The 20,509-nt window shown below is 62.0% G+C and carries 16 protein-coding genes, 2 pseudogenes and 1 CRISPR repeat array; of the genes and pseudogenes, 9 read left to right on the top strand and 9 right to left on the bottom strand.

Annotated elements, in window-relative coordinates; all coding sequences use genetic code 11:
* Nucleotides 1–87 (top strand): annotated as a pseudogene (locus tag QM612_RS04470) (acetyl-CoA carboxylase biotin carboxyl carrier protein); the annotation flags it as partial.
* Here the strand turns inward: QM612_RS04470 and accB are convergent.
* From accB to QM612_RS04440, 6 genes and pseudogenes are all read right to left on the bottom strand, one after another.
* Nucleotides 81–560, bottom strand: a pseudogene (gene accB, locus QM612_RS04465) (acetyl-CoA carboxylase biotin carboxyl carrier protein); the annotation flags it as partial. The pseudogenes QM612_RS04470 and accB overlap by 7 nt on opposite strands.
* A gap of 67 nt (nucleotides 561–627) precedes the next feature.
* On the bottom strand, nucleotides 628–1,068 hold the full coding sequence (gene aroQ / locus QM612_RS04460; RefSeq protein ID WP_415252692.1) for a type II 3-dehydroquinate dehydratase: 441 nt from the start codon (nucleotides 1,066–1,068) through the stop codon (nucleotides 628–630).
* A 228-nt stretch (nucleotides 1,069–1,296) separates the two neighbouring features.
* Nucleotides 1,297–1,902 carry a TlpA disulfide reductase family protein gene (locus tag QM612_RS04455; protein ID WP_415252691.1) on the bottom strand — a complete coding sequence of 202 codons (606 nt, stop codon included), beginning with the start codon at nucleotides 1,900–1,902 and terminating at the stop codon, nucleotides 1,297–1,299.
* Complete coding sequence (locus QM612_RS04450) at nucleotides 1,902–4,196, bottom strand: protein-disulfide reductase DsbD family protein (protein ID WP_415252690.1); 2,295 nt, start codon at nucleotides 4,194–4,196, stop codon at nucleotides 1,902–1,904. Before QM612_RS04450 ends, QM612_RS04455 begins: the two co-directional genes overlap by 1 nt.
* Before the next feature lie 3 nt (nucleotides 4,197–4,199).
* Nucleotides 4,200–4,622, bottom strand: coding sequence for a hypothetical protein (locus tag QM612_RS04445; protein WP_415252689.1), 423 nt, complete (start codon nucleotides 4,620–4,622; stop codon nucleotides 4,200–4,202).
* On the bottom strand, nucleotides 4,619–5,257 hold the full coding sequence (locus tag QM612_RS04440) for a transcriptional regulator (protein ID WP_415252688.1): 639 nt from the start codon (nucleotides 5,255–5,257) through the stop codon (nucleotides 4,619–4,621). The genes QM612_RS04445 and QM612_RS04440 overlap by 4 nt, the downstream gene beginning before the upstream one ends.
* A gap of 582 nt (nucleotides 5,258–5,839) precedes the next feature.
* Between QM612_RS04440 and groES the strand changes: the two genes are divergently transcribed.
* The 4 genes from groES (at nucleotide 5,840) to cas3f (ending at nucleotide 12,498) form a co-directional block, all read left to right on the top strand.
* Nucleotides 5,840–6,130 carry a co-chaperone GroES gene (groES, locus tag QM612_RS04435; protein WP_415252687.1) on the top strand — a complete coding sequence of 97 codons (291 nt, stop codon included), beginning with the start codon at nucleotides 5,840–5,842 and terminating at the stop codon, nucleotides 6,128–6,130.
* 151 nt (nucleotides 6,131–6,281) lie between these two features.
* Nucleotides 6,282–7,922 (top strand): chaperonin GroEL, encoded by a 1,641-nt coding sequence (gene groL / locus QM612_RS04430; protein ID WP_415252686.1) that lies wholly within the window; start codon nucleotides 6,282–6,284, stop codon nucleotides 7,920–7,922.
* Nucleotides 7,923–8,089: 167 nt separating this feature from the next.
* Nucleotides 8,090–9,067 (top strand): type I-F CRISPR-associated endonuclease Cas1f, encoded by a 978-nt coding sequence (gene cas1f / locus QM612_RS04425; protein WP_415252685.1) that lies wholly within the window; start codon nucleotides 8,090–8,092, stop codon nucleotides 9,065–9,067.
* Entirely contained in the window at nucleotides 9,064–12,498 is a 3,435-nt protein-coding gene (cas3f, locus tag QM612_RS04420) for a type I-F CRISPR-associated helicase Cas3f (RefSeq protein WP_415252684.1), read from the top strand. Before cas1f ends, cas3f begins: the two co-directional genes overlap by 4 nt.
* A gap of 6 nt (nucleotides 12,499–12,504) precedes the next feature.
* On the opposite strand, the gene QM612_RS04415 is transcribed toward cas3f, so the two are convergent.
* Nucleotides 12,505–12,921, bottom strand: coding sequence for a type II toxin-antitoxin system VapC family toxin (locus QM612_RS04415; protein WP_415252683.1), 417 nt, complete (start codon nucleotides 12,919–12,921; stop codon nucleotides 12,505–12,507).
* Nucleotides 12,918–13,187, bottom strand: coding sequence for a FitA-like ribbon-helix-helix domain-containing protein (locus QM612_RS04410; RefSeq protein ID WP_415252682.1), 270 nt, complete (start codon nucleotides 13,185–13,187; stop codon nucleotides 12,918–12,920). Before QM612_RS04410 ends, QM612_RS04415 begins: the two co-directional genes overlap by 4 nt.
* A gap of 130 nt (nucleotides 13,188–13,317) precedes the next feature.
* Between QM612_RS04410 and csy1 the strand changes: the two genes are divergently transcribed.
* From csy1 to cas6f, 4 genes are read left to right on the top strand one after another with little or no spacing between them, the layout of a single operon-like run.
* On the top strand, nucleotides 13,318–14,670 hold the full coding sequence (csy1, locus tag QM612_RS04405) for a type I-F CRISPR-associated protein Csy1 (protein WP_415252681.1): 1,353 nt from the start codon (nucleotides 13,318–13,320) through the stop codon (nucleotides 14,668–14,670).
* Nucleotides 14,667–15,662 carry a type I-F CRISPR-associated protein Csy2 gene (gene csy2 / locus QM612_RS04400; RefSeq protein ID WP_415252680.1) on the top strand — a complete coding sequence of 332 codons (996 nt, stop codon included), beginning with the start codon at nucleotides 14,667–14,669 and terminating at the stop codon, nucleotides 15,660–15,662. The genes csy1 and csy2 overlap by 4 nt, the downstream gene beginning before the upstream one ends.
* 18 nt (nucleotides 15,663–15,680) lie before the next feature.
* Nucleotides 15,681–16,709 (top strand): type I-F CRISPR-associated protein Csy3, encoded by a 1,029-nt coding sequence (csy3, locus tag QM612_RS04395; RefSeq protein WP_415252679.1) that lies wholly within the window; start codon nucleotides 15,681–15,683, stop codon nucleotides 16,707–16,709.
* Nucleotides 16,710–16,713: 4 nt separating this feature from the next.
* Nucleotides 16,714–17,280 carry a type I-F CRISPR-associated endoribonuclease Cas6/Csy4 gene (cas6f, locus tag QM612_RS04390; RefSeq protein WP_415252678.1) on the top strand — a complete coding sequence of 189 codons (567 nt, stop codon included), beginning with the start codon at nucleotides 16,714–16,716 and terminating at the stop codon, nucleotides 17,278–17,280.
* Between the two features lie 130 nt (nucleotides 17,281–17,410).
* Nucleotides 17,411–19,478: a CRISPR direct-repeat array (repeat unit 28 nt; unit sequence GTTCGCTGCCGCACAGGCAGCTCAGAAA).
* Between the two features lie 351 nt (nucleotides 19,479–19,829).
* Here cas6f and QM612_RS04385 read toward each other — a convergent pair.
* Nucleotides 19,830–20,324 carry a hypothetical protein gene (locus QM612_RS04385; protein WP_415252677.1) on the bottom strand — a complete coding sequence of 165 codons (495 nt, stop codon included), beginning with the start codon at nucleotides 20,322–20,324 and terminating at the stop codon, nucleotides 19,830–19,832.
* Nucleotides 20,325–20,509: the final 185 nt, after the last annotated feature.

The following is a 20,509-nucleotide window of genomic DNA, read 5'->3' as shown; positions in this document are numbered from 1 at the left end:
TTCAACCCGATCGAGGCCGATGTCTCCGGCACCGTGCTGGCGATCCAGTGCGAAAGCGGCCAGCCGGTCGAGTTCGACCAGCCGATGACAAACAGAGGCTGGTCGAACTCGACCGGCTGGCCGCTTTCGCACTGGATCGCCAGCACGGTGCCGGAGACATCGGCCTCGATCGGGTTGAACATCTTCATCGCCTCGATGATGCCCAGCGTCTCGCCGGCCTTGACCGCCTGGCCCACGCTGACGAAGGCCGGCTTGTCCGGCGAGGGCGATGCATAGAAGGTGCCGACCATCGGTGCGCGCACCACATGCCCGGCGGGCAGGTCGTCCTTGGGCTTGGGGCTGCCACCGGTGGCGGCATCGACCGGTGATTGCATCGGCATGGCCGGGGCGGGCGCGGCAGGCGCGGCGACGTGCTGCACCGCCGGCGCGGCAGCCTGCACAAGGCCACCCTTGGGCACGCGCGCAAGGCGCACGGATTCCTCGCCTTCCTTGATCTCGATTTCGGCGAGGTTCGACTCTTCCAGCAGGTCGATGAGTTTCTTGATCTTGCGCAGGTCCATCGTGGCTTCCTTGTGTCTTTCCCTCTCCCCGCTTGCGGGGAGAGGGTGCCGAAGGTGGGTGAGGGGGTTATCCCACGAGCCGCGCCAGCGCGGCGTCGAGGGCGTAGCGATAGGAATCCGCGCCAAACCCGCAGACCACGCCGACCGCCTTGTCGCTGAAATAGCTGTGCTGGCGGAAGGGTTCGCGGGTGTGCGGGTTGGACAGGTGGATTTCGATGAAGGGGATGGCGACCGCCGCCAGCGCATCGCGCAGGGCGACCGATGTATGGGTGAACGCAGCGGGATTGATGAGGATGAAGGCAGTACCGTCAGCGCGCGCGGCCTGCACCCGGTTCACCAGCTCGTGCTCGGCATTCGACTGAAAGCTTTCCAGCGCATGGCCTGCAGCCTGCGCGCGGGCGCTCAGGTCGGCGTCGATGTCGGCCAGCGTCGTGCGGCCATAGACCTCCGGCTCGCGGGTACCGAGCAGGTTGAGGTTGGGGCCGTGCAGGACGAGAAGCCGGGCCATCGACAATGCCATCGAAGCGGGTGCGCAGTGTCGCGCAGGCGGGCGATGCTGTCCAGTTCGACGAACTTTAGCCGGATAACGGATTTTTAAGTGCGCGTTTGAGTGAGGGCTCTAAAGCCGGCGGGTGTGTGTAGGGGCAGGCCCCCGTGCCTGCCCTGTTGCGTCTGCTCCGTGCCTGCCCTGTTCCGCATGCGGGTCAAAAGAGCAGGGCAACCACGGGGCTTGCCCCTACATCTGCGTCCAGGCAGCAATATCGGCCTTGTCCGCAAACGGCCCGATCCGGGTTGTCAGGATGCGGCCCTTGGGCGACACCAGCACTGAGTACGGCAGCACGCCCGCCGGATTGCCCAGCCGCACGCCGGCATCGGCCGGGCCGGGCGCATCCACCAGCGAGGGATAGGCGATGCCGCGATCACGCAGGAACGCGCGCACGGCGGCGGCATCGTCCAGCGCGATGCCGGTCACGTGCACGCCATCCGGCGCCTGCCCGCGCGCAAAGGCATCCAGTTCCGGCATTTCCTTCAGGCAGGGCGCGCACCAGCTCGCCCACAGGTTGACCAGCGTGGTGCGTCCGGCCCACGCTGCGGGAAGTTCGACAGGCGTGCCATCGCTGCTCATCAGCGTCATTGTCGGCACGATGTCGCCCTTTTCGGCGACGATCACCCCGGCAGGTGGCTTGCCGGCACGGGCTTTCAGGGCCGCGTCCAGCGCCTGCTGGCTGGTTTCGGTGGCGACCAGTTTTTGGGCGATGCGCGGCTCGAAGAACAGGCTGGCTGCGCCGCCGGCCATCGCGGCGATGAGTGCGACCAGCAACACGGTGCGGTTGGACGGCATCAGCGCGCCGCCCGCGCCAGCGCATCTGCGGCGATGGCCGGGGTCAGCAGCACCGGCAGGATTTCGCCCTCGCCACCGCCGCGCGGATACACCACGTACAGCGGCACGCCCACCGCGCCGTGGCGTTGCAGGTAGGCAGTGATGGCGGGATCGACGTTGGTGTAATCACCGACCATATAGATAGCGTTGGCAGACTGAAGTGCTTCGCGGAAGCTGTCGCGGGCGAACACCGCCTTTTCATTGACCTTGCAACTGACACACCACTCGGCGGTCATGTTGATGAAGACCACGCGGCCCTGCGCGCGCAGCTCGGCCAGTGCTTGCTCCGAGAATGCGACCGAGGCGATGCCGGAATGACGGGTCGATGCCGCCGTTTCTGGCCTCTGCAACTGGTGCAGCCGCAGCAGCGGCCAGGCGATGGCGAGCAGGGCCAGCAGCGCCACCACACGCCAGCCGCGCATTCCGCTGCGTGCCCGCATCCATGCCCATGCTGCCAGTGCCAGCAGCACCGCGGCCAGCGCCCACTGCCACACCGCTTCCGCCCCGCGCAGCGAGGCCAGCACGAACAGCAGCCACGCGGCGGTGAGATACAGCGGGAAGGCCAGAAGCTGCTTCAGCGTTTCCATCCACGCGCCCGGCTTCGGCAGCAGGCGCGCGAACGCAGGCACGAAGCCGATCAACAGGAACGGCAGTGCCAGCCCGAATCCCAGCATCAGGAATACCAGCAGCCCGCCCGGCATCGGCCCGGTGAAGGCATAGGTCAGTGCCGTGCCTACCAGTGGCGCGATGCAAGGCGTCGCCAACACCACCGCCAGTACGCCGGTGGCGAAATCGCCGCTGATGCCGCCCCGCTGCATCAGTGCGGAGCCGCGTTGGCCGATGCCGACGCTCGCGTACCACAAGCCGGACAGGCTCAGGCCCAATCCGAAAATCACCAGCGCCAGCACCGCTACCACCAGTGGCTGCTGCAACTGGAAGCCCCAGCCCAGCGCCAGTCCGGCCTTGCGCAGCGCCAGCGCCAGCCCGCCCAGCGCAAGGAAGCTGAGCAGCACGCCTGCGGTATATGCCAGTGCGTGCCGGCGCGCGCGTTCGCGGCTCTCGCCGCTTTGCGCCAGCGACAGCGCCTTCAGCGACAGCACCGGCAGCACGCAGGGCATCAGGTTCAGCACCAACCCGCCGAGCAGGGCAAACAGCAGGGACAGCAGCAGGCCGGGTGTTTTTTGCGAGGGCGGGGCTTCGCGAGCGGTGTCGATCGAAGCTTCAACCCTCTCTCCCCCGTTCACGGGGGAGAGGCTTGGGGTGAGGGGGGCGTTCGGCGGCGCGCTTTCCCCCTCACCCGCCTGCGGCACCCTCTCCGCCGCAGGCGGGGGAGAGGGACTGATGTTGCCCGCCGGCAGCGACACCGCCAGCCGCCGCGTCATCGGCGGATAGCAGATGCCGTCGGTCTGGCAGCCCTGCATGCCCAGCACCAGCGCGCCGCGCGCCGCGCGCGTGTCGGTGCGTGTTACCGGCAAGCTGATTTCGACCTGATCGAAATACACCGCCACGTCGCCGAAATGTGCATCGCGATGCGGCTTCGCCTTCGGCAATTTCGATGCCGGCGGCAACGCGACCGACAAGCCCTTGCCTGCGTCCAGCGTCACTGAAAGCTTGTCGCGATACAGGTAATAGCCGCGCGCCGGGGTCAGCCGCAGCAGCAGGGCGTTGCCGCCATCGGCAATCACTTCGGTGGTGAACGCCTGTGCCTCGGGCAATGGCATGGCATCCACCGCGCCGGCATTGCCGCCGAAGCCAAACAGCCCGCCACCTTGCGGCTTGCCCAGCCCGAAATCGCCATCGCTGGACGGCTGCGGCAGCGTCACCTTCAGCGTGCGCGTCTGCGGCGGATAGCAGATGCCGGCATCGGCGCAGCCCTGATACTTCACCTTCAACGTGGTGATCGTGGCGGCATCGCCGGGCGTGCCGGTCAGCACGCCAATCAACTGTTGGCGATAGGTCTGCACGTCGCCGAAGAACTCATCGTGATGCTTCTCCCCATCCGGCAGCGCGAGCTTTGCGCCGGGGAACGCCGCATCCGCCGTCACCGAAGTGCGATGCCGATACAGGTAGTAGCCATCTGCAATCTGCCAGCGCACCTCGATGCGGTCGCGCGCGGTAGCCTGCGCGGACAGCACGAACACTTCATCGACCGGTGGCAGGTCGATGTCCGCAGCAGTCGCCGGGAGGGCCAGCCATGTGCAGGCGAGCAGGAGCAACTGCGCCAGACCTGCATGCAGTGCGGAGTGGATGCGCATGGCTCAACTGCCCTCGGGTGGTGGCAATGCTTCCAGTGCCGCAAGTACGCTTTTTGTCGCCATCACAAGATCCTTCACCACGCTTTCGGAAGCTTCCCAGTCACCTTCGTATTCGGCGGCGTTGCGACGGCGGTGGCCGTCATTCAGTACTCGCCACACTTCCGGCCCCAATCCCAGCGTGTTTTGCAGGCACTGGAACACGATGTAGCGATTATTGGCGGGGCGATATCCAGTGCGACGCAAAGCGGCAAGGCTGAAGGAATGCGAAGCATCGTAGGCCAGCGTGAAACGGCTTTCAGGCGACAACGTGGTGTTCTCTGCGTCCTTCAGGCGATTGATCCCTGCAGTTACCAAGCCCTGAAATTCACCGGCATCGAATGGCTCGGACTTGATGCTGCCGATCCTGACCAGATTTTCCAGACTCATGTTCCTTGTCCTGTGTGTGTGGACTCCAGCGCCCGTAGGAACTCTGCCTCAGAGCCGATCAGGAACTCCTTGGGTTGTTCGACTACTCGCCTGATGAAGGATTGTCCTGCGGTGAAGCGCTGCCGTAGTTCGTCGAGCGTATAAATGGTGGGCTTGACCGGTCGGCCCAGCCGGGTTTCGACCGGAGCAATGACAGCATAGATGTCCCCTTGCCCGATCTGTTCGCCGACGACCATGAGGTCGATGTCACTGGCTGCGTGGTCGCTACGCTTGGCCACCGAGCCATAAATGAATGCGTAGTCGATCCTGTTGCGTAGGGGTTTCAGTGCTTCGGTCAGCATAGGGCCATGCAGCAGGAGCTTCTGCACGATTCGCGACAATTCCGTGTAGATCGGCGAAGCGCGGTTGGCTTGTATCCAGCGCTGACGACCGTCCCGTTCGCTGCTGACGAGTCCTGCCTGCTCCAGGCGGTCGATTTCGCGTTGCACCGCGCCTGCCCCGCCCTGTGCTTCCGTTAGCAGTTCCGTGACGGTGAACCGGCGCTTGGGCTGGCCATACAGCAAGCTCAGCACCCGCTGCTTGGTGGTGCTGAACAGTGCGTCAGCGAGGCTGGCTGGGGAGGCAGGGCGGGGCATGGGGGGGGATGATACCCGAAAAGGGGATTTAATGAGTGCTGATGGCTAACGGGTTGAGCGAATCATTATTACCCAATAAGGGTATTTATGAAGACGGTTTGATAGTCGTGTGGTTTCCGCATAAACGCGCACATGGAGGCGTGGTAATCGGGTGATTACGGTCCCGTCCCATGCCTTTGTATTAGCACGTGGTGGGGCGGGTTTTGAGACTCAAAACTTTGCTGCAAGGTTGCGCGCGCGAGGGGCTAATCATCTGATTATGTGTGCGCACATCAAAATACCTTCTGTGGGTATTTTGAGGGACTGTCTGATTGTTTAATTTCAACTTTCGCGTTGCCTAATATTACCCATTATGGGTTTATAATTACGCTTCGCCAACCACTCAGCGCAGATAGGCCGGCAGGCCATTGGCAATCTCGACCGCCGCCAGCTCCGGCCCCCCTTGAAAGCAGATTCGCCCACCCCATCTCAGCGGCATCCCGGACGCGGGACTTTTTTGTCCCGGGTGTTAGCAGTCGTCCTCCGCGACTGCTAAAATCACCGGGTTTTTCCACTCCAATCAACCATTTGCAGAGGTTGCACATGTCCAATATCAAGCCGCTGTACGACCGCGTGGTCATCAAGCGCATGGAAGAAGAAAAGCTGTCCGCGGGCGGCATCGTCATCCCCGACAGCGCCACCGAGAAGCCGATCAAGGGTGAAGTCATCGCCGTGGGCACCGGCAAGGTGCTGGACAACGGGCAGGTGCGCGCGCCGCAGGTGAAAGTGGGCGACAAGGTGCTGTTCGGCAAGTACAGCGGCACGGAAGTGAAGCTGGACGGCGACGAACTGCTGGTGGTGAAGGAAGACGACCTGTTCGCGATCCTCGGCTGATCGCGCTTCGCTGCCCCTGTCCGACTTTCAATGCCGTCATTCCGGCGCAAGCCGGAATCCAGCTCTTGATCGAGTCGATTGAAAAGCTGGATCCCGGCCTTCGCCGGGGTGACGAACAACAAACGAATCAATTCATTCGAGGTAATTCGCAATGGCTGCCAAGGATATCCGTTTCGGCGAAGACGCCCGTTCGCGCATGGTGCGCGGCGTCAACGTGCTCGCCAATGCCGTCAAGGCCACCCTCGGCCCGAAGGGCCGCAACGTCGTGCTCGACAAGAGCTTCGGCGCTCCCACCATCACCAAGGACGGCGTCTCCGTCGCCAAGGAAATCGAGCTTGCCGACAAGTTCGAGAACATGGGCGCGCAGATGGTGAAGGAAGTCGCGTCCAAGACCTCCGACAACGCCGGTGACGGCACCACCACCGCCACCGTGCTGGCGCAGGCCTTCATCCGCGAAGGCATGAAGGCGGTTGCCGCCGGCATGAACCCGATGGACCTGAAGCGCGGCATCGACAAGGCCGTGACCGAGGCCGTGGGCGAGCTGAAGAAGCTGTCCAAGCCTTCGTCCACCAGCAAGGAAATCGCGCAGGTCGGTGCCATCTCCGCCAACAGCGACCACAACATCGGTGACCTGATCGCGCAGGCGATGGACAAGGTCGGCAAGGAAGGCGTGATCACCGTCGAAGACGGTTCGGGCCTGGAGAACGAGCTGGACGTGGTCGAAGGCATGCAGTTCGACCGCGGCTACCTGTCGCCGTACTTCATCAACAACCAGCAGTCGATGCAGGCCGAGCTGGATGATCCCTTCATCCTGCTGCACGACAAGAAGATCTCCAACGTGCGTGACCTGCTGCCCGTGCTGGAAGGCGTGGCCAAGGCCGGCAAGCCGCTGCTGATCGTGGCGGAAGAGGTCGAAGGCGAAGCGCTGGCGACGCTGGTGGTCAACACCATCCGTGGCATCGTCAAGGTCTGCGCGGTGAAGGCACCGGGCTTCGGCGACCGTCGCAAGGCGATGCTGGAAGACATGGCCATCCTGACCGGCGGCACCGTGATCTCCGAGGAAGTGGGCCTGTCGCTGGAGAAGGCCACCATCAAGGACCTGGGCCGCGCCAAGAAGGTGCAGGTCAGCAAGGAAAACACCACCATCATCGACGGTGCCGGCGATGCCGAAGGCATCCAGGCCCGCATCAAGCAGATCAAGGCGCAGATCGAGGAAACCTCCTCCGACTACGACCGCGAGAAGCTGCAGGAGCGCGTTGCCAAGCTGGCCGGCGGCGTGGCCGTCATCAAGGTGGGTGCCGCGACCGAAGTCGAGATGAAGGAAAAGAAGGCGCGCGTCGAAGACGCCCTGCACGCCACCCGCGCTGCCGTTGAAGAAGGCATCGTCCCCGGTGGTGGTGTCGCCCTGATCCGCGCCAAGGCCGCGATTGCCGGTCTCAAGGGTGCCAACGAAGACCAGAACCACGGCATCCAGATTGCCCTGCGCGCGATGGAAGCCCCGCTGCGCGAGATCGTCACCAACGCCGGTGAAGAGCCGTCGGTGGTGCTGAACCGCGTGGCCGAAGGCAGCGGCGCGTTCGGCTACAACGCCGCCACCGGCGAATACGGCGACATGCTGGAGTTCGGCATCCTCGACCCGACCAAGGTCACCCGCACCGCGCTGCAGAACGCCTCCTCCATCGCCGGCCTGATGATCACCACCGAAGCGATGGTGACCGAGGCCCCGAAGAAGGACGAACCGGCAATGCCGGGCGCAGGTGGCATGGGCGGCATGGGTGGGATGGATTTCTGATCCATTGCCCCTTTCCCTCTCCCGCTTGCGGGAGAGGGTGCCGAAGGCGGGTGAGGGGCTCCTCATTCCGCAACAAGAAAACCCCCGCCGCGAGGCGGGGGTTTTTGTTTGTCGCACGTCATGCGACCGGATCATGCAGACTGGAACAGTCAGGGGAGGGGACGCCGATGGACGACATTTCGCCGAGTGACCTCAAGACCATCCTGCATTCGAAGCGGGCCAACATCTATTACCTGCAACATTGCCGGGTGCTGGTGAATGGCGGTCGCGTCGAATATGTCACCGACGCCGGCAAGCAGTCGCTGTACTGGAACATCCCGATTGCCAATACCACGACGATCCTGCTCGGCACGGGTACGTCGATCACGCAAGCGGCGATGCGCGAATTGGCAAAGGCCGGTGTACTGGTGGGCTTCTGCGGTGGCGGCGGTACGCCGCTGTTCTGTGCCAATGAAGTGGATATCGAGGTTGCATGGTTCGCGCCGCAGAGCGAATACCGACCCACCGAATACCTGCAAGCCTGGGTGAAGTTCTGGTTTGACGATGACCTGCGCCTGCTGGCTGCCAAGCAGTTCCAGCAACTGCGTTTGCAGCGCTTGTTGCAGCAATGGCAACAGCGATCACTGCGCGAAGCCGGTTTTGGCGTGCCTCAAAATCGACTGGAAGAATTGGTACAGCGCTCCAGCCGGAACATCGAACTGGCGCAGGACACTGCCACCCTGCTTACCGAAGAAGCGCGTCTGACCAAGGCACTGTTCAAGCTGGCAGTGGATGCTGTTGGCTATGGCGAGTTCACCCGCGCCAAGCGCGGCACGGGCAGCGATCCGGCCAATCGCTTTCTCGATCACGGCAACTATCTTGCCTACGGCCTTGGCGCAACGGCCACATGGGTGCTTGGTTTGCCGCATGGTCTTGCCGTGCTGCATGGCAAGACCCGGCGCGGCGGGCTGGTATTCGATGTTGCCGACCTAGTGAAGGATGCAACGATCCTGCCGCAGGCTTTCCTGTCTGCAATGCGTGGCGATGACGAGCAGGGCTTTCGCAGGAATTGCATTGAGGCGCTGACGCGAAGCGAGTCGCTGGATTTCATGATCGACAGCCTCAAAATCATCGCCAGCGACACCGCTGCCAAGGTGCCGGGATGAATATCCTGCTGATCAGCCAATGCGACAAGCGTGCTTTGACGGAAACCCGGCGCATCCTTGACCAGTTCGCGGAACGCCGTGGCGACCGCACTTGGCAGACGCCCATCACCGAAGCCGGCCTCGACACATTGCGCAAATTGCTGCGCAAGACCGCGCGAAAGAACACGTCCGTGGCATGCCACTGGATACGTGGTCGCGACCATTCCGAACTATTGTGGATCGTGGGTGATGCGCGTCGCTTCAATCCGGAAGGTGCAGTGCCGACCAATACCACGGCACGCAATGTGCTGCGCAGGCAGGACGAGAACGATTGGCACACAGCGCAGGATATTCGTCTGCTCGCGCAGTTGGCCGCGCTGCTGCACGATCTTGGCAAGGCCACCGTGGCTTTTCAGCAGCGATTGGTGGGCAAGCGCAGTGAGCGCAACCTTTACCGACACGAATGGGTGTCGCTGCGTCTGTTTCAGGCCTTTGTCGGCAGCGACGATGACGAAGGCTGGCTGCGGCGCATGACCGATGCCGAGGGCTTCGATGAATCGCAGTGGATAGCCGAAGGCCGTTACCAGCGCGATGGCATCGATGCCAGCGACAGATATCCATTCCAGAAATTGCCACCGCTGGCTGCAGCCATCGGCTGGTTGATCGTCAGCCATCACCGGCTTCCGGTTGCGCCGCCCGATGCGACGAAGGAGGAGAAAGTCTGGTGGGGAAAGCGCGTGGACCGCTTCAATCACGATTGGCTGCGCACCCCGCTGGATCACGTTTCCCACGATTGGAACGAACTCGAAACCCCGTCCACCCGCGCGGAAATCGAACCGTACTGGACGCCAGCGGCGCACCTGCCCGTCACCGATGCGACATGGCGCAAACATGCCGCACGCATTGCCAGGCAGTTGCAGGAACGCAACCGCACGCGCAAGGACAGCGCGGCATGGCTGGGCAATGGCTACGTCATGCACCTGGCCCGGCTGTGCCTGATGCTGGCCGAACACGACTACTCTCGCCTTGGCGTTGATCGCGATGGCAAGCCCGTCGAGGCACGGCGCGCCTTCGTGCGTGACCACCAGACGCTGTACGCCAACACCCGCAAGCCGTGCGGTGCGACGGCCTCCGTTCCCAACCAATCACTGCTGGAACACCTGCTCGGTGTGGGCCACGGTGCCGGCCAGGTGGCGCATGCCTTGCCCGGCTTCGAACGACATCTTCCACGGCTGGTGAATCACCGTGGTTTGCGAAAGCGCAGCGCCGATGCGCGCTTTTCATGGCAAGACAGGGCATTCGACGCAGCGGTTGGCATGCGTGAGACGGCTGCCGAACACGGTGCTTTCATCATCAACATGGCCTCCACCGGCTGCGGCAAGACGCTGGCGAATGCGCGCATCCTGTATGCGCTGGCTGATCCACAACAGGGGTTGCGCGCCAGCTATGCGCTGGGCCTGCGGGCGCTCACCCTGCAAACCGGGCGCAGTTATCGTCACGATCTGCATCTGGGCGATGACGAACTGGCGGTGCAGGTTGGCGGCTCGGCCAATCGCGCCCTGTTCGAGTTCTACGAGCAAAAGGCAGAAACCGGCGGTTCGGCTTCCGTGCAATCGCTGATCGAGGAGGACAGCCACGTCTTCTATGAGGGCAACACCGCCGATCATCCGCTGCTGTCACGCGCGCTTGCCGATGCCGACATCCGCAAGCTGTTGTCCGCACCGATGCTGGTCTGCACGGTGGATCATGTGGCGCCGGCTACCGAAGCCCTGCGCGCGGGCCGTCAGATCGCCCCGATGCTGCGGCTCATGAGCAGCGATTTGGTGCTGGATGAGCTGGACGATTACGATCTTGATGACCTGCCGGCACTGACCCGATTGGTGCATTGGGCGGGCATGCTGGGTACGCGCGTGGTGCTGTCCTCGGCCACCTTGCCGCCCGCGTTGGTGGAGGGCATGTATCAAGCGTATCGGGCAGGTCGCCGGTTGTATCGGCGCAATCGTGGACAGGATGGCGGGCGAGCCGATGCGCCTGTCGAAGTGCCGTGCCTGTGGGCGGACGAGTTCGGCGTGCAGGTGCAGGCCTGTGGTGATGAAGCTGCATTCGCCGAGGGACATCGACGCTTCGTCGAGAAGCGCGTGACAAAGCTGGAGCAGGCCACGCCGCTGCGACGGGTCGAGCTGCAACCGCTGCGCATCGGCACGCAACAACGTGAGCGCATCCGCTCCGAGTTTGCGCGGCACATCCATGAAGCCTGCCTGCACCTGCATGCGTCCCATGCCGAAGTCGATCCCGTTGGCGGCAGCCGCGCCAGCTTCGGCATCGTGCGCATGGCGAACATCGATGCGATCTTCGACGTGGCGCGCGGACTGCATGCGTTGGGCGCGCCTCAAGGAACGCGCATCCATCTGTGTGTCTATCACGCACGTTTCCCGCTGGTGCAGCGCTCCGCTATCGAACACATGCTGGATGTGGTGTTGAACCGGCGCGATCCTCAGGCGGTCTGGCGTCATCCATCGGTGCGATCCGCATTGGATGCGCATCCGGATGACGAGCATCTGTTTGTCGTGCTCGCTTCCCCGGTCTGCGAAGTCGGCAGGGACTGGGATGCGGACTGGGCGGTAGTGGAACCATCCTCGATGCGCTCGCTGATTCAGCTTGCGGGCCGTGTACAGCGCCATCGCCGCACGCCGCCGCAGTCGCCGAACATCATGGTGTTTGATACCAACCTGAAGGCGCTGGAAGAACCGGGTGGGCAGAAAGCCGTGTTCGTGCGCCCCGGTTTCGAGAAGGAAAGTCTGGATGGTCGCTTCCTGCTGGCATCACATCGTCTGGATGCGTTGTGGCCGGAAGGCGAGCGCAAGAGGATTGACGCCACCCCGCGCATCCGACCGCGTCCTACTGGTGAGCGCCAGCCGCGCAACAACTGGATTGATCTGGAGCATGCGCGCATGGAGGCGGCAATGCTGCCGCAGGCGTTGCCGGAAGCTGGCCAGAATCCGGGTTCACGACGTCGGAGTTCCGCTGCTTCATGGCAGTGGCAGCGCGATCTGGCAGCGCCGACATGGCAGTTCCCAAAGGTCATGCTCACCGGCGTGCTGCCGCAGCAGCAACCCTTCCGTGAAGACAATCGCCCGGATCGCACGCTGGTATTCCTGCCGGACGATGATGAAGAAACGTTGGTGGAACATCGCGTCGAAGACGATCCGGCGCGACGCGGAAGCACGCTTTATGTGGCAGCGCGCGAACTGTTGCATCGCATCGAGCCGGGTAGTGCGCCGGGCATCGCCCCATGGGGTGACTTCGACCTGATGGTCTTACTGGTCGAACAAGCCGAGTCACTGGACAAACCGTTGGCCGACGTGGCCCGCACCTTCTCCGCACTGGAAGTGCCGCGCAGCGATCAAGGCTGGCGCTGGCATCCATGGCTGGGATTCACCCGGCAGCGTTGAGGCATCTCAATGCCAAGGATCAATCAAGGCGATACCGCAGCCTTCGAAATCCCGCACGTTGCGGGTTGCCAGCGTTGCCCCACGTGCACGTACGATGCCGGCAATCATGGCGTCGGATTGATCGGTTGGGCGCCCCATGCGGCGGCGTTCGGCCAGAATCAGGGCATAGGCATCGGCGGCTGCCTCGTCATATGGCAGCACCCGACCAACGAAGCGCAGTTCGAAGATACGTTGCAAACCGGATAGCAACGTTTCCCTGCGTCGCCCCTGCGCCATGATGTTCAGGCCAAGCAGCAGCTCACCGCGCGTGATTGCGGTCGTGAACGTCTGGTTGTCCGGTTGTTGATGCAGCCACGCCATGACGTCGGGATTGGGCGAGGGCTTGAACACCTCGGAGATGACATTGGTATCGAGGACGATCACTCGCCGAACTCGCTACCGCTGAAATCCGGGGGTTCGCGCGCTGGCTCACGTGGCGGCAGTTCCAGTTCGATACCGCCGAACGGTTCTACCAGCGCCCGTATGTCGGCGACCCATGATGCGGCAGTGGCGGCCTTGGGCTTTTCGGACAGTGCTGTGCGCAGGATGCTGCGGGCCTCCTCTTCCATCGAGCGCCCATGCTGCGCCGCACGTACGCGCAGGCGTGCCTTCACGTCCTCGTCCAGGTTGCGGATGGTCATGGTTGCCATGGGGGATTCCAGCAGTGACTGCAATGATTGCATTGTAATCATTGCTTGCAACGTTGTCATGTCTTGGCGTATCAGCCTGTGAGACGAGGCATGGGTAAAACTGAACAACGAGAAATTGGAGGGGAATGGAATGACAGAACTGACTGACAGGGGAAAGCGCTTTCAAACCACCATCACTGCCTTCATTGAAGCCCGGCGCGACGCCAAGCTGAAAGGCAAGGAGGACGATGCCGCAACGGCATCGAAATACGAGTACGCAACGTGGCTGGCCGATGCTGCCCGCCGGGTCGGGCAGATACAGGCCGTGACGCATGTACTCAAGGCCACCCATCCGGACGCGCGCGGCAGTAGCCTGCATGTCGCTCCGGCACAGTTGCCGCAACACGCTGAAATCGGCAGCCATCTGCTGGGTGATGACTATGCCGAGGACGTGGTGGGCAATGCGGCGGCGCTGGATGTCTTCAAGTTCCTCAAACTTGAAGTGGACGGGAAACGCTTGCTGGACTGGATGCAGACAGAAGATGCCGACCTGTGTGCGGCGCTGACGCCGAATGCCGAAGTGGCACGCGAATGGATGGGTGCATTCGCATCGCTGGTGCGGCAGGAAGAGCGCCCCGCAACGCATCCGATGGCCAAGCAGGTCTATTGGCTGGTCGGCGAAGAACCGCAGGACGATACGCAATACCACCTGCTGCAACCAATGTTCTCCAGCACGCTCGCGCACGCAGTGCATGCCGACATCCAGGAAGCGCGCTTTGGCGAAGCCAACAAGGAAGCCCGTCAAGCGTTTCGCGAAGGAAAGCCATCCCAAGCCATCTATCGCGACTACCGCAATCTGGTCGCTCGGAAGCTTGGCGGTACCAAGCCACAAAACATTTCGCAGTTGAACAGCGAACGTGGCGGTGTGAACTACCTGCTGCCTTCACTGCCGCCACCGGCATGGGAGCAGCGGGCGACAAACATGCTCAAGCTGGAATCCGCATTCGATGAGTTGATCTGGTTCGGTGGCATGCGGGAATTGGTGCGGACGCTGATCGATTTCCTGAAAAGCGACCCTGCTCCGACGATGGAAACCCGTGAGCATCGCGCAACCATCGAGCAGGCCATCGGTCAGGAAATGGCGATGTTCGGAGTCGCCGTGCGGGGCCGATATGAAGCAGGATGGACGCGCGACGCTCAGTGCCGTCTGCCACTTTGCGAGCAGCTTTGGCTTGACCCTGATCGTGCCGAGCTTGACCCGCGCAGTGATCCGGATCATCCCGAGTGGCAGCAGGACGACGAGGCTTTCAACGCTGCCTGCGAATGGGGCGATTGGCCAGACGAAGTAGCAGAGCGCTTCGGCAATTGGCTCAATGCGCGCCTGCGTGATGCGGGTTTGGTGAACGTGGCGCTTCCGGAGCGTAACCATTGGGCGCGCCAGGCGATCTTCGATGTGGCATGGCCGGTGCCGATGCAACGGCGCGTGCAGCGGGGTGTGGCATGAGTAACTTTCCGCGCTTTACTCACTTGCTGCTATTCCCGCATTTGCGTGTGCAGAATGCCAATGCGATATCGAGCCCGCTGACTCACGGCTTCCCATCCATGACTGCATTCCTTGGCCTGATGTGGGCCTTGGAGCGCAAGGCACGGCAGGCCGGCATCGCGCTTGAGTTCAATGCGGTGGCAGCAGTCAGCCACAGGTATCAGGAACTGGTGACAGAAGGTGGCTTCGTCAAGGCATTTCGCCTGACGCGCAATCCTGTGGGCAAGGACGGCAGCACCGCGGCCATCGTTGAGGAAGGACGCATCCATCTCGACCTGAGTATGGTCTTCGCCGTGCATGCCGAACATTGGGATGCGCAAGCGCAGGCAAACGACATGGAAGCCATTGCTCAATTGCTGTCCGGTATGCGCGTGGCAGGCGGAAGCGTCGCAATGCCGGATCACCCCTGGCAGCGCCGCAACCAGCCGTGGGTCGCACACTTCACCGGCGATGACGAGGCCCAGCGCAAGGCATTTCGTGAAGTCTGCGTGCGCTTGTTGCCTGGTTCCGCATTGGTGGCGCGTGACGACCTGATTGATCGGCGTCTTGCTGAACTGCAAACCGCTCATCCGGACGCCTCCCGATTGGACGCATGGTTGTCGCTGTCGCGTGTCAATTGGCATTACGACGAAGAAGCCAATAACGGCAAGGGCGCATGGCAAGGCGACCGCAGGAAAGGCAGCGGCTGGATCGTGCCGATTCCGGTTGGCTACGGCGCGCTTGGCCCTGTGCATCCGGCAGGAAGCGTTACCAACGCGCGCGATGCCGAAACGCCATTCCGGTTCGTCGAAAGCCTCTATTCGGTTGGTGAATGGATCGGCCCGCATCGCCTGCGTTCGCCACAACAACTGCTCTGGTATGCCGATAGCAAACCCGATGACGGGCTATACCGCTGCCGCAACGACTATCGCCCAGCTGACAAAGACAACGGGCTGGATCACCTCATTCCCTGACGACAAGGAAACCTCATCATGACCAACGACACCCTCAAGACCGCTTCCGTCCTCGCCTTCGAGCGCAAGCTCGATCCCTCGGATGCACTGTTTTCCGCTGGCGACTGGGCCAATCGCGGCAACGCGGAGAACTGGCAACCGGTGACCATCCGCGAGAAGTCCGTGCGCGGCACCATCTCCAACCGCCTCAAGACCGCCGGGCAGGATCCGGCCAAGCTCGATGCCGCCATCCAGAACCCGAACCTGCAAACGGTCGATGTTGCAGCACTTCCTGCTGATGCAGACACGTTGAAGGTGCAGTTCACCTTGCGGGTACTTGGTGGCACAGGCCGGCCTTCTGCCTGCAACGACGCCGCCTATCGGCGGAAGCTGATCGCAACGGTTGACAGCTACGTGCAGCAGAACGGCTTTGGCGAATTGGCGCGTCGCTACGCCGCCAATCTTGCCAATGGCCGCTTCCTGTGGCGCAACCGTATCGGTGCCGAGCAAGTGGAAGTGACCGTGGCGCACCTCAGGGATGGAAAGCCTGCATCGCAGTGGACGTTCGATGCGTTGACGCACTCCATGCATGACCTCACGGTTTCTGCCGGGGAGGCCAAGTCGCTGGCAGAACTCGCAGATGCAATCGCCTCTGGACTTGCGGGAAGCGCGCATGTGCTTCTACAGGTGACCGCCTATGTCCGTATCGGTGCAGGGCAGGAAGTATTTCCGTCGCAAGAACTCATTCTGGACAAAGGCAGCAGCAAGAAAAGCAAGACGCTTTACGATGTCGGTGGCATTGCGGCGATTCATTCGCAGAAAATCGGCAATGCGCTGCGCACCATCGACACCTGGTATCCGGAAGCGGCGGACAACGGCCCCATCGCCGTCGAACCCTATGGTTCGGTTACTACGCAGGGCAAGGCTTACCGCCAGCCCAAGGCCAAGACGGATTTCTACAACCTCCTGGACAACTGGATCATCAAGGACAAGGTGCCGGAGCTGGAACAGCAGCACTTCGTCATTGCCACCCTGATCCGCGGCGGCGTGTTTGGCGAGGCGGGCTGATGCCATGACCACCCACTACATCGACTTGCGCGTCGTTCCCGATCCGGAATCCAGTGCGTCGCAGCTATTGGGCGCACTGTATGACCGCCTGCACCTGGCCTTGGTGCAGCAGCGGCTGGACAGCATCGGCATCAGCTTTCCGGGCTACAGCATCAGTCCCCGGGCAATGGGCAATGTGCTGCGCCTGCATGGCAGCGACGGCGTGCTGCGGCAATTCATGCAAACGGATTGGCTCAAGGGAATGCGTGATCATGTCCGCTTGGCGGAAATTTCTCCCGTGCCGTCAGCAGCGCTGCATCGAACAGTGCAGCGCCGCCAGTTCAAGACAAACGCCGACCGCCTGCGCCGCAGGCGCATGCGGCGCAAGGGCGAGACCGAACAGCAGGCCATCGAAGCCATTCCAGGCGCTGTGGAGAGGCGACCCAATCTGCCCTACGTACGCCTGCATAGCCGTAGTACCGGCCAACCGTTCTGCTTGTTCATCGCCCTTGGCCCTCTCATGCAGGCACCAGCCGCTGGTTCTTTCAATAGCCATGGCCTGAGTGGAGTTGCCACGATTCCCTGGTTCTGACCCAAAATTTCCTGGGTTCCAAGCGCTCCTTGAAAATCAATGATTTGCGGATGCCTCCGGAAATTCGGAGGCATGCTTTTATTTGGCGATTTTGTTAGCATCGTCAATGGCTAGACGCCATGTGCGTCTAGTTCGCTGCCGCACAGGCAGCTCAGAAAGTCTGCGGTGGCATTCGGCGTGGACAAGGACTGTTCGCTGCCGCACAGGCAGCTCAGAAACATGCCCGGCCCGCCTCATGCACTGGCCGGACGTTCGCTGCCGCACAGGCAGCTCAGAAATGAAAAACTACGCTGGAGGTGCGCACCTTGTCGTTCGCTGCCGCACAGGCAGCTCAGAAAATCGCGAAGGTGTCGCAGAACATGACCCGCAAGTTCGCTGCCGCACAGGCAGCTCAGAAAGATAGTGGACTCCGACGCGGTGACCTTCGCGAGTTCGCTGCCGCACAGGCAGCTCAGAAATACCCGATTGCAAAGCAGCAGGAGTTGGTCGGGTTCGCTGCCGCACAGGCAGCTCAGAAAAGCCGATGCCAGCCGATCCACGCCAACACTGCGTTCGCTGCCGCACAGGCAGCTCAGAAATTCTCGCCGCCGATCTTTCGCGCCAGCGCGAAGTTCGCTGCCGCACAGGCAGCTCAGAAAGTCAGCTTCACGATGCCGTAGCTGGAATTGACGTTCGCTGCCGCACAGGCAGCTCAGAAATACAGTCGCGCCTTCCATTCACGCGCAGAGATGTTCGCTGCCGCACAGGCAGCTCAGAAACGTGCTCGGTGTGATCGAGAAGCTGGAGCCGGGTTCGCTGCCGCACAGGCAGCTCAGAAATGCTGCTGGCGTGCCGCCTCAACCGTCGCAGCGTTCGCTGCCGCACAGGCAGCTCAGAAAGATCCGGCCAGCGCTCCGCGCAGATACCACTCGTTCGCTGCCGCACAGGCAGCTCAGAAAGTGGTCAACACGTTCCGCTTGCCATGCTCGTCGTTCGCTGCCGCACAGGCAGCTCAGAAATCAGCCATCGCGCCGGCTCCTCAGTTGCTCCAGTTCGCTGCCGCACAGGCAGCTCAGAAAAGGTATTTGCCGCCCATCGCGCGAATGAGCAGGTTCGCTGCCGCACAGGCAGCTCAGAAATTCGCAGCTTGACCACGGTGACGCAGAACATCGTTCGCTGCCGCACAGGCAGCTCAGAAAATCGCGCGAATGAGCAGTTCCGCACCCCTGTCGTTCGCTGCCGCACAGGCAGCTCAGAAACTTCGCATTCTTGGTGAACATCGAAAAGATCGGTTCGCTGCCGCACAGGCAGCTCAGAAAACCAGGGAAACGCGGGTTTCACGGATGACGGCGTTCGCTGCCGCACAGGCAGCTCAGAAAGTCGCCGCTATCAAACGCTGGAACCTGGGCATGTTCGCTGCCGCACAGGCAGCTCAGAAAAGGGCACACCGGATCGCAGCACGCGCGAGCAAGTTCGCTGCCGCACAGGCAGCTCAGAAAATGCGTTGAACTCGTGGCGGGCCGCTTCCTTTGTTCGCTGCCGCACAGGCAGCTCAGAAAGTTACTCATCGGCTACCTCCGTCCGGCGATACGTTCGCTGCCGCACAGGCAGCTCAGAAATTGCTCGCGGACTCGCCCAGCGATTCCAGCCAGTTCGCTGCCGCACAGGCAGCTCAGAAAACGAGTTCAACGCATGGACGGATGCACAGCGCGTTCGCTGCCGCACAGGCAGCTCAGAAAGAACAGATCGACGTTCACCAGCACCAGCGTTTGTTCGCTGCCGCACAGGCAGCTCAGAAAGTCTGGCAATGACGGGGAAGTGGTGATGCACAGTTCGCTGCCGCACAGGCAGCTCAGAAACTCTCGGTAAGTCGTTGTGAGCATGTGCCACGGTTCGCTGCCGCACAGGCAGCTCAGAAAAGATCGGTGACGAACTCGTTTTCGCGCATCACGTTCGCTGCCGCACAGGCAGCTCAGAAAACGGCGCATGGCGAAGTGGTGCAGTCCGCCACGTTCGCTGCCGCACAGGCAGCTCAGAAAAGCACGTGCAGCGGCACGTATTTGGCAAGAGTGTTCGCTGCCGCACAGGCAGCTCAGAAAACCGCCCGACGGCGGATTGGGCGACGGCACAGGTTCGCTGCCGCACAGGCAGCTCAGAAATGCCTGCTGCGCCATCATGCTGCCGGCCTTCAGTTCGCTGCCGCACAGGCAGTTCAGAAATCGATAGCGTCCGCATCCCCCTGCGCCGCCAGGTGGCGTTGCTCGGATCCCCTATAGGGAGTTCAGATGAAATTTGATCTATTACGGTGTCACGTCGAAGTCATATGAGTCGCTAACCATCGGTGCCATGCTGCTTGCGATGCGCATTAGCCCGCTCATGCCTTCGCTAGGCAACTCAGCCATCACGAGGAAGGCGTACTCGCCAGCCTCCAAATCACGGGAGGGGCGAAGCTCAAATGCGCTGCCTCTTTGCTGCGATTCCAAGGGGATTTCGCGGTCGCTGCGACTGCCAGAAAACACCACGAAACGATCATCCCTGCGCTTGTGCTGCCCCAGCCACACCAACCTGACTCAGGATGGCGGCAATTTCGACATGAACACGGGCCTTGTATCCGCCGTTTTTGTATCGGCATGGCGACCACTCAAGAAAATGAAGTATTCCGCTTTGAAGTTGCCCATTGGAATCCAGTCCTTGCGGCTGGAGGACTCGAACTGAACCGGAGTTGCCGTCAGCGGTATGTTTTTGTCACCACGAATCATGGTCATGAAAGTTTGCGCATCGGCAGCATGAGCTTCAACGGCGTCGGACTGACCATCTGCTTCAATCATGGCGGTCAGCACAACATCCGAAACACCTGCTTGCTTGAGGCGTGCCAACGCATGGGCTTCCGTATCGAAATCCACTGAAGAAGACTTGATCTTGCTTACGATGACAGCATCACCAAGCCCGAGTTTGGCCATCTCCACGATGTCATTGTTGGTGACTGCCTTGCTTTGGGAATGAAGCCCACCTGTCGCCACCGCCAACAACGCAACCAGCCCACAACCGATCATCTTGGGCAACATGCATTTCACGCAAGGAAAGTGGATATCGATGGAACCTATAGCATTCCGCAATCATCATCCGCAAGGTGCATGGCGATCCAGCAGGCGATCCGTGGCGGTGTCTGCATGGTTAAGCCATGCGTCGCAGCTCGTGAGATGGGCACCTTGCAACCTGCCTGCACTCAGACAGGAGCCGCCGCCATGAC

This window comes from Thermomonas sp., assembly GCF_047606765.1.
GTDB lineage: Bacteria > Pseudomonadota > Gammaproteobacteria > Xanthomonadales > Xanthomonadaceae > Thermomonas.
Note: the sequence above shows the minus strand (reverse complement) of the source record. Positions and strands in the feature narration are given on the sequence as shown.

Excerpts from the sequence above, each read along its gene's own strand:
- aroQ (WP_415252692.1), bottom strand. The coding sequence starts at position 1,068 with ATGGCCCGGCTTCTCGTCCTGCACGGCCCCAACCTCAACCTGCTCGGT.
- QM612_RS04455 (WP_415252691.1), bottom strand. The coding sequence starts at position 1,902 with ATGCCGTCCAACCGCACCGTGTTGCTGGTCGCACTCATCGCCGCGATG.
- QM612_RS04450 (WP_415252690.1), bottom strand. The coding sequence starts at position 4,196 with ATGCGCATCCACTCCGCACTGCATGCAGGTCTGGCGCAGTTGCTCCTG.
- QM612_RS04445 (WP_415252689.1), bottom strand. The coding sequence starts at position 4,622 with ATGAGTCTGGAAAATCTGGTCAGGATCGGCAGCATCAAGTCCGAGCCA.
- QM612_RS04440 (WP_415252688.1), bottom strand. The coding sequence starts at position 5,257 with ATGCCCCGCCCTGCCTCCCCAGCCAGCCTCGCTGACGCACTGTTCAGC.
- groES (WP_415252687.1), top strand. The coding sequence starts at position 5,840 with ATGTCCAATATCAAGCCGCTGTACGACCGCGTGGTCATCAAGCGCATG.
- groL (WP_415252686.1), top strand. The coding sequence starts at position 6,282 with ATGGCTGCCAAGGATATCCGTTTCGGCGAAGACGCCCGTTCGCGCATG.
- cas1f (WP_415252685.1), top strand. The coding sequence starts at position 8,090 with ATGGACGACATTTCGCCGAGTGACCTCAAGACCATCCTGCATTCGAAG.
- cas3f (WP_415252684.1), top strand. The coding sequence starts at position 9,064 with ATGAATATCCTGCTGATCAGCCAATGCGACAAGCGTGCTTTGACGGAA.
- QM612_RS04410 (WP_415252682.1), bottom strand. The coding sequence starts at position 13,187 with ATGGCAACCATGACCATCCGCAACCTGGACGAGGACGTGAAGGCACGC.
- csy1 (WP_415252681.1), top strand. The coding sequence starts at position 13,318 with ATGACAGAACTGACTGACAGGGGAAAGCGCTTTCAAACCACCATCACT.
- csy2 (WP_415252680.1), top strand. The coding sequence starts at position 14,667 with ATGAGTAACTTTCCGCGCTTTACTCACTTGCTGCTATTCCCGCATTTG.
- csy3 (WP_415252679.1), top strand. The coding sequence starts at position 15,681 with ATGACCAACGACACCCTCAAGACCGCTTCCGTCCTCGCCTTCGAGCGC.
- cas6f (WP_415252678.1), top strand. The coding sequence starts at position 16,714 with ATGACCACCCACTACATCGACTTGCGCGTCGTTCCCGATCCGGAATCC.
- QM612_RS04385 (WP_415252677.1), bottom strand. The coding sequence starts at position 20,324 with ATGTTGCCCAAGATGATCGGTTGTGGGCTGGTTGCGTTGTTGGCGGTG.